Annotated in this window: 17 protein-coding genes; 6 read left to right on the top strand and 11 right to left on the bottom strand. The window is 45.6% G+C overall.

Annotated elements, in window-relative coordinates:
- Positions 1-24: 24 nt before the first annotated feature.
- On the bottom strand, positions 25-1374 hold the full coding sequence (gene miaB / locus EHQ17_RS16040) for a tRNA (N6-isopentenyl adenosine(37)-C2)-methylthiotransferase MiaB (RefSeq protein WP_135591618.1): 1350 nt from the start codon (positions 1372-1374) through the stop codon (positions 25-27).
- Positions 1375-1482: 108 nt separating this feature from the next.
- Here miaB and EHQ17_RS16035 point away from each other — a divergent pair, with 108 nt between their 5' ends.
- Positions 1483-2112 carry a J domain-containing protein gene (locus tag EHQ17_RS16035; protein WP_135591620.1) on the top strand — a complete coding sequence of 210 codons (630 nt, stop codon included), beginning with the start codon at positions 1483-1485 and terminating at the stop codon, positions 2110-2112.
- Complete coding sequence (locus EHQ17_RS16030; protein ID WP_135591621.1) at positions 2081-2725, top strand: hypothetical protein; 645 nt, start codon at positions 2081-2083, stop codon at positions 2723-2725. Before EHQ17_RS16035 ends, EHQ17_RS16030 begins: the two co-directional genes overlap by 32 nt.
- A 110-nt stretch (positions 2726-2835) precedes the next feature.
- Here the strand turns inward: EHQ17_RS16030 and EHQ17_RS16025 are convergent, their stop codons facing one another.
- Positions 2836-3171 (bottom strand): hypothetical protein, encoded by a 336-nt coding sequence (locus EHQ17_RS16025; protein WP_135736211.1) that lies wholly within the window; start codon positions 3169-3171, stop codon positions 2836-2838.
- Between the two features lie 595 nt (positions 3172-3766).
- Here EHQ17_RS16025 and EHQ17_RS16020 point away from each other — a divergent pair.
- Positions 3767-4951 (top strand): Lcl C-terminal domain-containing protein, encoded by a 1185-nt coding sequence (locus EHQ17_RS16020; RefSeq protein ID WP_135591625.1) that lies wholly within the window; start codon positions 3767-3769, stop codon positions 4949-4951.
- A 61-nt stretch (positions 4952-5012) separates the two neighbouring features.
- Here EHQ17_RS16020 and EHQ17_RS16015 read toward each other — a convergent pair whose 3' ends face one another.
- Both EHQ17_RS16015 and EHQ17_RS16010 read right to left on the bottom strand, forming a co-directional pair.
- Entirely contained in the window at positions 5013-5468 is a 456-nt protein-coding gene (locus EHQ17_RS16015; RefSeq protein WP_135591627.1) for a PaaI family thioesterase, read from the bottom strand.
- A 270-nt stretch (positions 5469-5738) separates the two neighbouring features.
- Positions 5739-6830 carry an AraC family transcriptional regulator gene (locus tag EHQ17_RS16010; protein ID WP_135591629.1) on the bottom strand — a complete coding sequence of 364 codons (1092 nt, stop codon included), beginning with the start codon at positions 6828-6830 and terminating at the stop codon, positions 5739-5741.
- Positions 6831-6920: 90 nt separating this feature from the next.
- On the opposite strand from EHQ17_RS16010, the gene EHQ17_RS16005 reads away from it, so the two are divergent.
- Complete coding sequence (locus tag EHQ17_RS16005) at positions 6921-7694, top strand: hypothetical protein (RefSeq protein WP_135591631.1); 774 nt, start codon at positions 6921-6923, stop codon at positions 7692-7694.
- A gap of 60 nt (positions 7695-7754) precedes the next feature.
- Here EHQ17_RS16005 and EHQ17_RS19850 read toward each other — a convergent pair whose 3' ends face one another.
- Entirely contained in the window at positions 7755-8660 is a 906-nt protein-coding gene (locus tag EHQ17_RS19850) for a hypothetical protein (RefSeq protein WP_167881230.1), read from the bottom strand.
- A gap of 89 nt (positions 8661-8749) precedes the next feature.
- Here EHQ17_RS19850 and EHQ17_RS20330 point away from each other — a divergent pair, with 89 nt between their 5' ends.
- Positions 8750-9022, top strand: coding sequence for a membrane protein insertion efficiency factor YidD (locus EHQ17_RS20330; protein WP_167881231.1), 273 nt, complete (start codon positions 8750-8752; stop codon positions 9020-9022).
- Here the strand turns inward: EHQ17_RS20330 and EHQ17_RS15995 are convergent.
- The 5 genes from EHQ17_RS15995 to ribH all read right to left on the bottom strand — a co-directional run bounded on the left by EHQ17_RS15995 (position 9003) and on the right by ribH (position 14038).
- Positions 9003-9563, bottom strand: a complete 561-nt coding sequence (locus EHQ17_RS15995) for a hypothetical protein (protein ID WP_135591635.1) — start codon at positions 9561-9563, stop codon at positions 9003-9005. The two genes, EHQ17_RS20330 and EHQ17_RS15995, sit on opposite strands and share 20 nt — an antisense overlap.
- A gap of 182 nt (positions 9564-9745) precedes the next feature.
- On the bottom strand, positions 9746-11062 hold the full coding sequence (locus tag EHQ17_RS15990) for a HEAT repeat domain-containing protein (protein WP_135591637.1): 1317 nt from the start codon (positions 11060-11062) through the stop codon (positions 9746-9748).
- 38 nt (positions 11063-11100) lie between these two features.
- Positions 11101-13167 (bottom strand): tetratricopeptide repeat protein, encoded by a 2067-nt coding sequence (locus EHQ17_RS15985; RefSeq protein WP_135591639.1) that lies wholly within the window; start codon positions 13165-13167, stop codon positions 11101-11103.
- Positions 13160-13576: a transcription antitermination factor NusB gene (gene nusB, locus EHQ17_RS15980; RefSeq protein WP_135591641.1), complete on the bottom strand. Its 417-nt coding sequence runs from the start codon at positions 13574-13576 to the stop codon at positions 13160-13162. The genes EHQ17_RS15985 and nusB overlap by 8 nt, the downstream gene beginning before the upstream one ends.
- Entirely contained in the window at positions 13577-14038 is a 462-nt protein-coding gene (ribH, locus tag EHQ17_RS15975; protein WP_135591643.1) for a 6,7-dimethyl-8-ribityllumazine synthase, read from the bottom strand.
- A 34-nt stretch (positions 14039-14072) separates the two neighbouring features.
- On the opposite strand from ribH, the gene EHQ17_RS15970 reads away from it, so the two are divergent.
- On the top strand, positions 14073-14876 hold the full coding sequence (locus EHQ17_RS15970; protein WP_135591645.1) for a tetratricopeptide repeat protein: 804 nt from the start codon (positions 14073-14075) through the stop codon (positions 14874-14876).
- A gap of 171 nt (positions 14877-15047) precedes the next feature.
- Here EHQ17_RS15970 and EHQ17_RS19840 read toward each other — a convergent pair whose 3' ends face one another.
- On the bottom strand, positions 15048-15209 hold the full coding sequence (locus tag EHQ17_RS19840; protein ID WP_167881232.1) for an iron-containing alcohol dehydrogenase: 162 nt from the start codon (positions 15207-15209) through the stop codon (positions 15048-15050).
- Positions 15210-15285 lie beyond the last annotated feature (76 nt).

The following is a 15285-nucleotide window of genomic DNA, read 5'->3' as shown; positions in this document are numbered from 1 at the left end:
CCTTTTTTCGATTGTCGCTTTCCTTCAAGCAAGGATCCTTCCTTTCAAAGTCGCGCTCGTAGCGCTTTGAATTTCGACGTTCACCGTGGAGCCGATCATGTCGGAAGCCACTTTTCCTTCGGGAAGTGGGAACACCGTCATTCTTCCGCAAGGAGTTCTACCGCAGAGTTCCTTCGCGGATTTACGGGAAACGTTCTCGATCAAAATCGGATATGTTCTTCCGATACGCTCCCGATTCTGCTCATGCGAAATCGAAGTCTGAAGATCCACGAGTTTGGTCAAACGGGCGGACTTCACCTCTTCGGGAACATTGTCCGGAAGTTTTCTCTGCGCCATCGTACCTTCCCGTTCGGAATACTTAAACATAAACGCCATGTCGAATTTCACTTCACGGACTACGGCGAGTGTGTCTTCGAACTCTTCCTCCGTTTCGTTCGGAAATCCTACGATGATATCCGTGGTAATTCCTACGTCGGGAACGATATGTCGGATCTCGCGGACCACGTCCAAAAATTCTTCTTTGGAATAGGAACGTTTCATCTCTTCCAAAACACGGGTATTTCCGGCTTGCAACGGAAGATGGATGTTGGGTGTGAAACGGGGATTCTCCGCCATAAGTTTTAAAAGATGAACCGGAAAATCCTTGGGATGCGGAGAAGTAAAACGGATCCGTTCGATCGTAGTCTCGTCCAGAATCATCCGAATCAAACCGGCAAAGTCGGTTCCCTGTTCTTTGTAGGAATTCACATTTTGTCCGAGCAAGGTCACCTGACGAATCCCCTTTTCGGCCAGATCCCGAACCTCGCGAACGATACTTTTCGGATCACGACTTCTTTCGCGACCGCGGGTATAAGGAACCACGCAGAAAGTACAGAAATTATTGCATCCGCGCATAATGGTCACAAAAGCCTGAATTCCATTGACCACGCGCGGTTCGATTTCGTCGTAGGTTTCGATCTTGGAAAGTCGGGTCAACGCCAGGGATTGTTCCCCTGAGCGGATCCGCCCGATCAACTCCGGTAAACTTCTGTAATTGTCCGGTCCTACGACCAAATCCAGGGGAAGTTCTTGGTGAAAAAGATCGTCCCCGAGATTCTGCGCCATACAACCCAAAACTCCGATGACCAAATGGGGATTTTTCTTTTTTAGATATCCTAAGGATTGAAGACGATTGTAGATTTTAGCGTGTGCGTTTTCCCGGATCGCGCAGGTATTTAGAAAAATTATGTCGGAATCTTCCGGATCGGCGGAAGAAGAATATTCCGCGTCCTTCATCAAACTGGCTACGATCCCGGAATCGTATTCGTTCATCTGGCAACCATAGGTCTCGATATAGACCTTTCCCGCCTTTTTTTCCAGCTCTAAGACGCTCATAGGACTGAATTTCTGCTTGCCGGAACGGCTGTAAAGGGGTTTTCCATAAGTAGGAAGTTTGGAATTTTCTTGCAAAGAATTCCTTTTCGGCCCCTTCTGGAAACCCCTATGGCAGTGAATGTAAAACCCAACTATTATAAACTGCTGAACCTCTCCAGGAGTTCCGACTTTCAAGCTATAGAATGCGCATTTCAAGAGTTGTTAGAACAATTGGAATCCGATCCATGGAGTCCCTCTCGCGATTTGGATCGAGAAGAAGCGGTTCGCGCGTATCTCACGTTGAGTTCTCCGGAAGCCAGGGAAGAGTATGATAAAACTCTGGATTATGAGTTCCTACTTTTGGATCCGGGTAAGGTGCCGGAAGAATTCGAAGCGTTTTATAAAGTGCAAAAACTCTCCGAAGGAGAAGAAACCAAGATATTTTACAGTCGGTTTTTGGAATTCAAAAAAGATCTGGAAACAACACTTTGGAGTTTAAGAACCACGGTTTTATTTTTTTTAAGCGCTTTTTCCGTTCTGACGATTTTTGCGCTTTCCATGGCCCTCGCGCAGAAAAATGGTTTTCTATCTCCCGGTGCCGAATTGTTCTACAGAAAGTGGGGAATTCTTTGTTCTGCGGGAATTCTTTTTTCGGGATACTCGATCTTTCGAAAATGGATCCTCCCCCGACACAAACGAATTCGACAAGGCCGGAGCGACTCTTCCCGTGAAAAAAGCAGCAAAGAAAAACGATCCTAAACATCTCGCCGAAGAAGAAATCGCATATTATTATACTCTGTTACAGGAAGAACTGACCGAATTCGACTGCGGGGAACTTTGTAAACCCGATAACGAAGGAATTCCTTTTTGTTGTATCGCGGACAACGCAGTTCCGACCTTGTATCGTTCCGAATTCTCCTTATTAAAAAAAAGAAGCGATCTTTGGAAAGTATGGAAGCCCGAAACCGAACAGGACAAGAAAATGCTTCAGGAATACGATTCCAGAGAAACTCTGTTTTGCGAATGTAAGGGAATTCAATTTTGTGAACGGGAAAATCGTTCCATCAGTTGTCGTACGTTTCCCTTGGAACCGTATCTGGATACGAGAGGGGTTCTTATCGGTTTGGTTTTTATGAAAGAATTTACCGGAAAATGTCCGATGACGTTACGCGCAAAAGAGGTTCGTCAAGAATTTATTGACTCGCATTTTCTTTTTTGGGAAAAACTTCTTTTCCGCCTCGACTCCGAATACGAAACCTTTTGGAATTCCTCTAAATCGTATCGACGGTCACGGGCCAAAACCGGAAAAAAATTTCCTATTCTTTTTCCGAGCCATCTCCAAGGAAAGGATTATCTCTTGGAATACGTCTAAGCGCCGTTTTGTGTCGAAGATCGTATTCGAAACGGTGGATTTGAATACTACAAACCGAGCTAAAGAACATTCAACGATTTGAATATGATTCGATTTGATCGAAACCCTATTTAATCTTCCTCCGGAACTCCCGATCCAATCGTATCGTTTTCCGTATCTTCCACGAATGAAAGCGGAACTTCTAAAACTCCGAATTCGTTTAGTATGTTTCCGGTTTCGTCGATTTCTACCAGAGCGGGAAGTAAACCTACATCGGTGGAAATTGCCCGAAAGTCGTAGCAGATTGTCCTCCATTCCGCTTCCGGCTCCGGCCCCCGGATTTCGATCGAATACTCGGAGTTTTTTCTCCAGAAAAATTCGCTGCTCGTTTCTCCTTCCCGTAAACTCCGTTCCACTTTACGACCGCGACCGTCGCGATAAAAAATCCATTCACTGTTTCGGATCATGTTGAATGTCCCCTGACACGAAACCCATTGTCCGATCGGTTCGTCTCGGAATCGGCTTCGCAGAGTTTCGATTTTGCGATCGATTCCTGTGGCACTTTCTTCTTCGATCCGTTTTCGCTTTTTGTTCTCAATTCGCTTTTGAATTTCGACGTAAAAAATACAAACAACAAGATAGAATATGGAAAGTGCGAGAATGATTTTCATAGATAAAAACTGAATCTTTTTTCTTATCCGAAAGATGAAACCTCTTTTGATTTCAATTCAGAGTATAAAATGAGCAATGTTTTTTTATTTAGGTGTTCCTACATACACAATCTAGATCCAGTTTCCCGTAAGGAGCGACGGTTTCTCAGCCAAGTCTCACCGTGAATCAAGCTCCGTGTGAGTTCCCACACCGATTTGCTAGCAAAACCAAACCGAAGAATTCTCCGCTAAAAAAGAACCTCTAATCTGACTCACCCCTCCGAGGAACTCAAAAACGTAGGAACTCATTCCCAATCCCTCAACTTGACAATAAAAAAGAAATCAAGTTACAAGATGAAACCATTTTGGAGCGCCTCATCCGTTATTCTAAAAGATAAGAGATCAAGGCTCCATGAATAAATATTCTTTCTTTATAATATTCTTACTTTCAACGTTCTGCATAGCACACGCACCGGAACGACCCGATCCACCCTACGTCATTCTACAATATCTGATGAAATCCGCATCCTCCGACCAAACGCCTCCTCCGGGAGATACGACCGATCCTTGCGGCCCCTCCCTTTCTTTTTCACCCGCGGCGGTCGTGGATACGGGGCAAACCCAATGTTGGAACGGGGCCGGATTTCCGCTTTTTCCTTGTCCCGGAGCCGGCCACGACGGTGATTACGTCAATGTTCCTCGTGCCAGAAATTTTGTCGGACCAACGCAACATTGCGTTTATCCGAACGATTATACTACCTTGGATGCGGTTCACGGTCTGACCTGGAAAACATGTGCACAAGGACAAACAGGAGCGGATTGTTCAGGGGGAGCACTAACACCGATTAGCTGGGACGATGCGAGCGCGGGACTTCCGGGAAGTTGTGTTTCCCTCAACGGACTAAACGGAGGAAACGGATACGCGGGAAAAACCGATTGGAGAATTCCGACCGCAAAAGAACTGGCATCCATCATTCACTACTCGAACAACCCGCACGTGGAAACGGTTCAATTCCCCGGCATGTTTACTGGAAATTCATATTTAAGCGAAACCACGATCCCGCTCTCACTCTCGGCTTGGTCGATCAATTTCAGTCCGGCGAATTTAGGAATCAACACCAACTTAAAAAACACGCCGATCAACCTTCGTTGTGTTTCCGGAAACGCGGCCCCCGCTACTTCCTATCTCGATAATTCTCTAACACCGCCTGGCACAAATTTGACGATCTTGGATCGAAATACGAATCTCCTCTGGACCAAATGTTCCCTCGGCCAGGTCGGAACTTCCTGTTTAGGAGCAGCCAATACTTCGGATTGGAATGGCGCCCTCAGCGACTGCGAAAACCTCGTTTTGGGAGGTAGGAACAACTGGCGACTTCCGAACGCAAACGAACTTTTAAGTATCGTTCAATTTACTACACCTGGACCGTCCATTTCTTCCGCCTTTTTTCCCAACACGTTAACCGGCGCTTACTGGACTTCGACAACGTTCGACAATGATAAAAGCAAGGCGGAACTCATCAGCTTTAACGGGGGACTTCTAACCTCGAACGACAAATCCAGTATGATTTACGTCCGCTGTGTGACGAACAACTGAAGCAAAAGAGAATAGATTACGAAAAACGAAACTCTTTCTTTCCTCCGACATACGAAAGAAATCAGAAACGATAACCCATATCCGAAGTCAACGTGAGGGAGGTTTTGGCGAAGTTACCGATTCCCCTTCCGATTTCCCTCCCTTTGCTATCTGTCAAAATCGCCTCCGCGATAATTTGATGACTTGCGTTCTGAACCACGCTTCCTTTTGCCGTTAAAATTCCGGATTGAATCGGACGGAGCAACGTTATGTGAAACGTGGAAGTCAGAACGAAACCGTCTTTGACCAAGGAATTGGCCGCAAAATACGCCGCATCATCCGCCGCCTTAAAATAAACGACGCCGTGCGCGGAACCAGCCGCATGAAAAAAATCCTCCCGGATTTCGATCTGAATTTCGGCGCTTCCCTTTCCGATCTTCAGTTTGGGTCGGAAGTACGCGTTTACGGGAGCCCCGTGATACATGTTTTCCAATTTACGATAATGTTCTTCCGAAGTCTGTTGTGTTGTTTCCGACATAAACGATCATCTCCAAAATTTAAAACGTCAGGTTATCCACACTTCGAACAAAACGGTAAGAATCTAAGATCTTTCGAAAAAAACGATCCGACCGTTTCCGAACGAATGAGTTCCTTTTCTCCACAGAAACCGGGAAGTTTTTTTGATCCCATCGTTTTTTTAGAAGTCTGCATCAATTCCAAACGTTCGAACCTATGGGAAGAATAATTAGTTTTATAACAAAACAAATTATATCATTCTATAACATGGAAAAAAACTAGAATCGAATTTTTAACTTTGTTTTGCGCGGAAGGAAGTGGGAGTCATTCCGGTTTCTTCCTTAAACGCGCGTAAAAAACTTGTTTTGGAATTGAATCCCGCATCCAACCCGACTCGCAAAACCGGATGATCCGTTTCCAAAAGAAGTCGTTTGGCTTTTTCTATCCTAAGTTCGCGGCAAAGTTCCAAAAAACTTTTTCCGAAATATCTTCCGATGGTTTGCGAAACCGCATGAACGCTCAGGCCGAGTTTGGCAGACAAAGATCCCAGATCCGATTCCGGATCCAGATAAAATTCCTCTTGATTCAGGATTTGGAATATTCTTTCTCCGATTTCCGAAATAGCCTCTTCGCTTAACAATGACTTTCTGTACTTAACCTTTTCCGAATCCTGAGCGATCGCCATTACCTCTTCGGAATTCTCCGCATAAACGCGAAACCAGGCGAATCCGATTACCCAAAGACTCAAGGCCGCGTGGGAAAGTGTTTCCGATCGAATCCCCGGCAATACAGCAAATAACAAAACGGAAGCGACCAAAAGAACGATGCAGATAAAAACGAATCTACGAAACAAAACGATTTCGATAAACGCGGCTTTCGAAAATTCCTCGCTTAGGATTCCGAGACGATAATAAATTCTGACGAACACGGCGACATTCGTTAAAAGTGTTATCAATCCGAGCGCGGTACATTCCGGGTGCGGTTGGACTCTTTCCTGAAATATATACGCGAGTTTCTCCTCCGCGCTCAAAAGGAAATACGGAATCGAATAGGAAAACATCAACACCGGAACCGCGAAAAAAATCCACTCCCAAATCCTATGATCTTTCGGATATCCGAAATATCTCCGCAAGGCGACCGAAAACAAAGGCGCGGCGGAAGCGCCCAACGGAAAACCGAGTCTAGAAATATGAGGAAATTGGAATATAATACCGGACTGAAACACGAAAGCCGTCAAAAAAAGAATCGAAAGAAGCAGGAAAGCCCAACCTAATAACGCGCTTCTTTTTCCACGGCGATTCGAATTAAAAAAGAAAAAAGCCAAAAGCAGGGATTGAACCAAACCTGCGCCGATCACAAAGGAGCCTAAATCCGGATAAATCAAAAAATTCCCCTCGAAAACGGGTTCCACCCAATGGGGCGGTGCGACCCAAGTTACGGAATCGTATATCCTATTTTTATAAGGAGAAGATTCATGTCAAAAATCGTAACCGGCCTTTCCATTTCGTTTCTTTTATTCTGTGTTCCGTTTTCCTATTTGAACGCGGACGCGGTTTCCCTACAAGCAGGTTTGTCCCAGCTTTTTTTAAACGGCTGGAACGTCGCGGGAACGTATTATGGAAAACGTTTCGTCTTCGAATACTCGCACGGATCCGACCTACAATTCGACGCGATGAGCGGCGCAGGTATGAACGATTCCGAAAAAAAACAGAATCTCACGGTCCGCCTCCCCTACACGACCGGTTTCGGAATCGGATTTCTTTTTACTCCGAATTTTGACGTTCGCTTGGAATTTAAAGAACACTTTTACAGAGTCCGTTCCGAAACGACTCCGGACGAACTCTATCTTTTCCAATCTCTCGGTTTACGCACGGATCTTCCGATATCGGGAAACGGAACGGAAAACTGGCTTCCGCCGCTTTCCTCTTCCGAAAACTTCATCGACCTTACCGTTCGTAAATCGATCGAAGCCGAGCTGCTTTACGGAGCACACTATGTTCCGGGCGGCACAACACATCGTTATCGGACGCGATCGGCCGGTATAGGGATTTATTATCGTTTTTTTCCGTTAGGCGGCCAAGAGGGTCTTATGATAGAACCGTCGCTTCGATTTTGGCCCAACGTCTGGACGGATTCTCCGGGTTCGACGGCGTTCGAAAACCGATACGGAATTTTGGGATTACACAAGGCTCACGAACAGGGATTGTTCGCCAACGTTTCCGTGGGATATTACAAAAGACTGGACTAATGTTTAACGAATTAAAATATTCTAAATCGATTTTAATACGAAATGGCGTCTATGAAAAGGTTACAAAAACGTTTCTGCCGGGAAAAGTTTATAAAGTATTTCCTCTTCCAAAATCCGCAAACCGATCCATTCTTTTTTGATTTTTTCCAAGACCTTGGATTTCCAATAGTTGTTGTTGCGGTTAGCGGCGGAATAACCGCCCACCACGTTCGAGGAGTAAATCAACAATGTGGAACCGGATAACGCGTAAAAAACCAGACTGGTCGGATTAACCAGATACACCGCATAGGATGCGGAAATCAATACGAAGTTCACAAAACCGGAAGTGACCCCTTCGGCGAATTGATTCGCGTAAATTTGTCCCGTTCCGGGAATCAAAACGGAAAACAAGGCCGCCAAATAGGGATTTTTTTCTTTATCCGAGGCGAGCGAAGTTTCCCTTTTCCAGAAAGAATGCAATTTTTCTAAATTACTATTTTTGAATTTATCGGATTTTATACCGGCTTCGAATTCCGTCTCTTCCAACGTATCGAAGTCGTGAAGGGAGGAAAGATATCCGATTACCTCTTCCAGCTCCTCCAATCTGCAATCCGTCCGCAAACAACCGGCCTCCGATATGGGCTTTCGAATTTCGTTACGATTTCGTATCAGACCGGAAAACGAGTATAAAATACGGAAGCGGACGTCCGCAAAATCGGATTCGCGAAAAAACTTGTTCAAATCCTTTCCTTGTCTTAAGATCGCAAACGCTTGAAAAATCCTGACCTCGGAGCAATCCGTTTCGAAGGTCAAACGACTCAACTCGATTTCGGCCTCTTGGTATTTTTCTGACTTGTAATACTGAACCGCGTTACGCAAAGTCGTATGTTGTGAAAGCGACGTCGAACAGAAATTCTCTTCCGAAAAAACGGCTGAAACCCCCGATAAAAACAGGAATATCGTATATACTACTTTTCTTATTTTCATATTGTAGAACAGCGGAGGAACAAACTCGTTCGGAGGATCTTTTTTTCCTGAACAGATTGATTCTTTCTAAAATCGAAGCCCATCAAACGGTGGAACGAAATTTTCAAAATGTCGCTTGTCCGATGGAACCTTCCTGTTCCCAATTCGTAAAAGAACAATTCGAACAACGCGATTTCATTTCGGCCCTTTTATTTTCCCTCAACCGAATCCTCTTTGTGGAAAACCGTTTTTTACACGGAGAAAAAAATCATAGGATCGTTTACGTGAAAAACAGAGGGAAGTTGATCGAAGACCGCGTCGTCGATCAGCTTCCCCGAGATTACTCTTCGTTGAAACGCGAGTTTAGAGTTGATTCGCGTTGACCTGATAAAAATAACTTTTTTCAGTTTCGAAATTATGGATTCCGAGACTTTTACACGATTCCGAATCGCATAACTTGATCTCCTGATCTTTTGCTTCCACGTAAGCGTAATCTTCGCTTCCTAAAACTCTCGCACCTATCGTCATGGTCACGCCTTGGGGAAGATGGGAAACGACCAATGCAGCTTCTTTTTTAGAGGAGAATTCGGAAGTGATCGCATCGTCGATCGTGATGTTTTGATACGATTTAGGACCGGAAACCCAGATAAAAGGAACTAGAAAACAAATTCCCCCGATGATATTGATACTTTTTACTTCCGTAATGACGGGAACGGTCCTCAAGATCTTTTTATCTTTTCTGATTTCCAGGACGTGTTTTTCGAATATGATGTTGGACATTTCCACATCCACGGGAGCTTTGCCCACTTTCATTCCTTGATAATAAACCTCCAAACCAGCCGGTTCGGTGTTGACCTTTACCATTGTGGAAGGCGCACAATGAACGATCGCAATTACTGCGAGAATTGATAGGTAGTTTTTCATGATATTTTCATTCCTTAAAAATCTGATTCTATTTCCAAAAACGAGGCTTCAATGTCAATGAAGTTTAATAATAATATCTTTACGGAGGATTTTTGAGCCTTCGTTCGGCGTAAAATTTTATGAGCGAACGATTTTTTCTTCCGTTAAATCGACGTTAGTCGTCTTAAAGGAATGAAACCGTCCTATTGGGGAATTTTCGGTGGAAATTTCAGATTCAAAATTTCGCGCATCGTATTCTCCAATTCCGAACGGAGAGTTTTTTCGTTTTCGGAAACGTACGCTTCAAAGAGAGAAGGAAGACTGTCCGGATCGTTGATCATCCGGATCGTAGCGACAGCCTCGATTCTAAGGTTGAGTTTCTCCCTTTGATTTCTCGCGAGCACGAGCAGAGCGGGAACGGCGTTCTTATCCTTGAGTTCCCCCAGAGAATGAATGAGTTGCCACTTGACCATATTTTCCGTCTCTTCCGAAAGGATTTTGGTAAGTTCCAGTGCGCTCGTGTTGGCGCCTAACTTGCCCACTGCGAACGCGGCTTTGGTTCGAAGTTCGGGTTCCTCCCCGTTGGTCAACACCGCCAAAATTCCCTGTCCTCCGCCGTTGTTGCCTAAATCCAAAAGTAAATCGATCATCCTCGCCTTGAGGAACAATACGTCCTCCTTAACGAGCTGGTCCGAAACGACCTTGGCTCCCTGTTTATCCTGAAACGTAATCAGAGCCTCCAAGGACACCCTGCGTATGTCGGGATTTGCATCGGTAAGACCTTTGTAAAAAAGGGAAAGATATTGGCGATTTCGTTTATTCTTTAAAATTTCTAATGCGACAAGACGGACGTCGTCGTCCGGATCACCCGAAGCCGATTTTTGGAATTGGGAAAATTTTTCGGTCATTCCCAAACGGTTGATCGCGATAAGGTATTTCTTTCTTACGCCGGAGCTTTCGTCGTTGGCGAGTTTATGAATCTGATTTTGGATCCGTTCGTCTTTGATGATAAGGGAGGATTCCAAAAAGTAAAGCCTCTGAACAGGATCCTTGGAAAGAGACATGTCCAAAAGAATCGGCAACGCCCGATCGTCCTTTAAAAGTTGCATCAAACGGTAACTCAAGGAACGTAATTCGGTTTCAGGATCGCCTAACGCCGCAATGACGGAATAGATCAGACGTTTTTCCTTTTTCTTTTCCGCCAAAAGGAGAATTTCCTTTTTGAGTGCTACGTTCGTGGTCTTCTGAAAAACGGAGTCCAGAACGCTCACCCAATTCGGCGCGTGCGAATCCAAATCCTCCAGATCGAAAAATAAACGTAGGACGGCAAACTGAACCTTTTCATCCACGGATTCGTTCTGAAAAATCGGAAGCAACTCCCGCACCAGATCGAGACGACCGCGGGAACGGATTTCACCGATGGCCACTATTTGAGCTTTGCCGGAACCGAGTAATTTTTCCTTAAATTCGTCTTTAGGAGTTTCCGCGGCTTCGAGATAAATCGGAAAAAAAAACGGAATCGTAATCGCGTAGAATAAAACGCACGTTAGTCGATGCTTCAGAAAAATCCCTCTCTCCTGGTGGATTCTTCCAGGGCTGCCGAAGCGGCCCTTTTATTTTCGTAGGCTTCCGACAACGACGGATCCAAGTCTATAGCGCTTTGAAACGACCGCACCGCCCTTTTGTATTCTCCGTTTTTGTAATAACAAATTCCGAGATAATTGTATGCGGTTGAGGCGATCTTAGGTCTCACATCGGAACGTACGATCGCGGTCAATTCGTCGATGGCCTTCTCTCGATCCAAAATCGAATTCGAGTCTATTAGAATTTTCGCAAGTACCAAGCGGCCTTCCATGTCGTCCGGATCCATGTGTGCGGAACGAAACGCCTCGTCCTTGGCCCTGTTTTTCAGATCGGGATCCTTGGATTTGTTGTATAAAAGCGCCAATTTTTTATGCGCGTTTTTGAGATCCGCTCCGTCTTTCGAGGAATTCAAAACCTTGAGTAGGATTTTCTCCGCGTTGGAATCGTCCTGCATTCCCATATAGGATTCCGCCATTTTCAGATAAACCTTATACGCATCCTCTTTGTGTTTGACGACCCCGGTATATTCCTCCACCGCTTCTCTAAAGAATTTATTCTCGAGAAGATAATCGCCTAGGGCCTCGCGGCTTTGAACATTTTCCGGTTCGATCGCGGTTGATTTTCTCCAGTTTTCGATCGCGAGCGTTCCGTTACCGGAATGTTTATAAACAAGTCCTAATGTATGATACGCTTTCGAGTTTTTCGGATTCAGTTCGATCGCGCGGTTCAAGGCGGTGATCGCCTCCGAATATCGTTCCATCTGATCCAGAACGACTCCCAAATTGATCAACGCCGTTTCCGTAAAACCGTCTCCCGGAGTGGAGGAAACGATCCTGCGATAGGTTTCTTCGGCCGCCAAAAGATCGCCTTTGTTGTAATAGGCTTCGGCGAGTTGAAAGAGGGAATCCAAATCCGTCGGATTGTATTTTAGACTTTTCTGAAGCGCGGAGATCGACATCTCACCCTGATTCAGATTGGAAAAACCTTCCGCGATCAATCTGTAAATTTCCGGATCGTTCGCTCCTGCGTCGCGTGCGAGCTCCAAATATTTTAACGCTTCTTCCTTGTTGCCGTTCTTTTGTAATACTACAGCAAGGTTGTATAAGTATTTGGCTTCGTTGGGGGAAAGATTGCTCGCCTGACGGAAATGATATTCCGCGCTTTTATAATCCTGTTTGTTGTACGAGATATTTCCCAAATAGGAATGCGATAAAGCCGCCAATCTTCCCGAAGGCGTCTTCATAACGACTTTCTTAAATTCCTCTTCGGCTTGGGGAATATCGCCTTTTTTGAAATAACTTACCGCGAGGTTGTAGGTAAGATACATGTCGTCCGGCGAAGCGGAAAGCCCTTCCTTATACGCGTCTATGGCGGCGTCGGGATCGTTGAGTTCGTTAAACAGATTCCCCGCCAAAAGCGAAACCCTTGGATCGTTGGGCGCGATCTCTTTCGCCTTTAGGGCCGCCATTCTCGCATCGGCGAACCTACCCGCGTGTTTATAAGCCAAGGTGAGATTGTAATACGCGTGAAAATTTTTGGGATCGAATTGAACCGCGCGCTGCAGACGTTCGATCGCCTGCGGATAACGTCCGCTTTCGTCGTGGATCACACCTAACACCGTCAAGGCGATAGACTTTTCCTCTTGTGTTCCGGTCGAATCCAGAAATTCGTTACAGTAGTCGAAGGCCTGTCTGGTAAAACGTTCCTTGTAAAGATTGATACATTTCGCCAAGGCGGGGTTAGCGTTCGCGTCGGGAAGATAAGGTCGTTCCAAAAGGCGATTGATATCCGATTTGTTTTGAACAAGATCCCTGTTGAATCCGCCCGCAAAATCCGAATCTCCCGATTTCGTTTTAAAAAACTGATAATAGACGGCGAATCCCAAACCGCCCAACACCAAAACACCGGTTAAAATCCAGAATATTAGAAGTTTATTATACGATCTCCGGACTCGAACTGCGACCCTTTCCTCCGGGAAATAGAGTTCTTTTTCCTCCATTCCCTCCAAAAAAAGCCTGTTCTTGCGGATGTCGTTATCCATCGGATTTGATTTCGTTTTTGAGGATCGAGTCCAAAATTCCGTTCACGAACCGGGCCGACTCTTCGCTTTCGAACTCCTTAGTGAGTTCCACCGCTTCGTCGATCGTCACGTTCTTCGGAACTTCCCAGGTAAACAACAACGCATACACCGACAACCGAAGGATCGCTTTGTTGACGACGCTGATTCTGGAAAAGTCCCAGTTCTTGGAATATTTCTTAATAAGAGTATCGATCCGTTCCTGATTTTTCACAACCCCATTTACGATGGAAACCGCGAAATCCCTTTCTTCCTGTTCGATTTTTTTATCGTACCATTTGAACTTTAGAACTTCCTTAAGAGGAGGTCCCGTCAGTTCCAACTGATAGAGAGCCATAACGGCGATTTCACGGGAAGTGCGTCTGGCCGACATCTAAAGAAGGGCGAGCAGGTTGACCATTTCGACGGCTGTAGCTGCGGCTTCCGCACCTTTATTGCCGGCCTTGGTTCCGGCCCTTTCGATGGCTTGTTCGATCGTATCGGTGGTCAAAACTCCGAAAACGACCGGAATGGAATATTGAACTCCGATAGAACCGATCTTAGCGGATTCTCCCGCGACGAAATCGAAATGAGCCGTAGCCCCGCGGATGACCGCACCCAAACAGATGACGGAATTGTATTTTTTGGAAGCCGCGGCCTTGGCAACGACCACGGGCATTTCGTACGCTCCGGGAACTCGGACAACGGTAACGTCCTCTTCTTTGACGCCGTGCATACGAAACGATTCGAGCGCGCCTTTCAAAAGGGCGTCGGTGATGAATTCGTTAAAGCGGGAGACGATCACACAATGTTTTTGTCCCTTGCCGTTCAGATCTGCTTTCAGTTCTTGGATCATAGATTCCTGATTGATTCTATTGTTGAGAAATCACATGTTACCTATTGTGGCAAATCAAAAAGTCCTTCTAAGATCGTTTTTCTACTTCCTTAAGAAATCGATCGTATTCCTGTTTCTTATTTCCTTCGCGCAATGTTCGATTTATCGTAGAATTTTCCCGAAGGAAGATCTCTTTCTCAAATCCTTAAATCTTCCCGATTGGGTTCTCGACTCGTCCATTAAGTTGCGTGTTTTATCCGGACTCGTGGATCTACCCAATCCGGAAGATTCCTTACCCGAAGACGAGATCGCCACGTTCGAAAATCGCGCCCGGAGAATCTTCGCCACTTCTCCCCGAGCGATGAAGGATCTTTTCGAAGCGACGGGATGTATCGACGGTTCCCGACTTGCCGGAATTCGCGCCAACCGCATCACCGAACGGGAAGAAGACGTATGGTATGCGATCTGTCAAAACGGAAAAGAAGACGCGATCGTTTTCCGTTTGTTTCAGATGGGAAATTCCGACCTGTATCGAAAATACGAAACCGAAACCCTCCCTGCTTGGGAGGAAGCGAGAAAACTGGCCGCAAACAATCCGGACAAAGCGGTTCGTCTGGCCAATCAGGTGGTGGAACTGGAACCCGCCCATCCCGGAGCCAGAAAACTCCTCGGAAGTCTTTATCTCAAAGGCGGATATTGCAAAGGATCAATCCGCAACTATCGATTGTATCTCCGTGTAATGCCTCTCGCAGGAGACAAATGGAAAATCCACGAACAACTCAAGGAGAAATGCGGGGAATTCCTAAAACCCGAACCCAAACGGGAGGAAGTGGATCTTCCGGACGCGGAAGAAGAGTGAATTTAGCCTTATTATTTTAGAATATTCTAAAACTATAATATATTACAAAACGCTCCGTGCGGCGGGCCGCAAAGTTCCGGGGATTTAGGTTGGACGGAGAATACCTTCCAACGGAATGGATCCGATCTGGACCTTCGGAAAGAGCCCCGTTTTCGCCCTTAGGAAAATCCTTTAACTTTGTTTTCCTTTAGCGACGCGAATGACGAGGGAGATTTTTCCGTTGGGTTTTTCCACGACTTCGAATCCCTCTTCTCGGAGAGTTTTTTTGATCTTGTAAAGACCCAAGTTCACCACGTTGTTCGGTTGTTTTTTTTGCGGAGCGGATTCTTCCATCTTTAGAAGTATCGGCTCGGCGGGGAGGAGATCTTGAACGTGTATCTACGTTTTCGGAAACGTTAAGGTTTCCTTG

The sequence above is a fragment of the Leptospira gomenensis genome (genome assembly GCF_004770155.1).
Lineage (GTDB): Bacteria > Spirochaetota > Leptospiria > Leptospirales > Leptospiraceae > Leptospira > Leptospira gomenensis.
The sequence above is the reverse complement of the archived record's forward strand: the minus strand, read 5'-3'. Positions and strand labels throughout refer to the sequence as shown.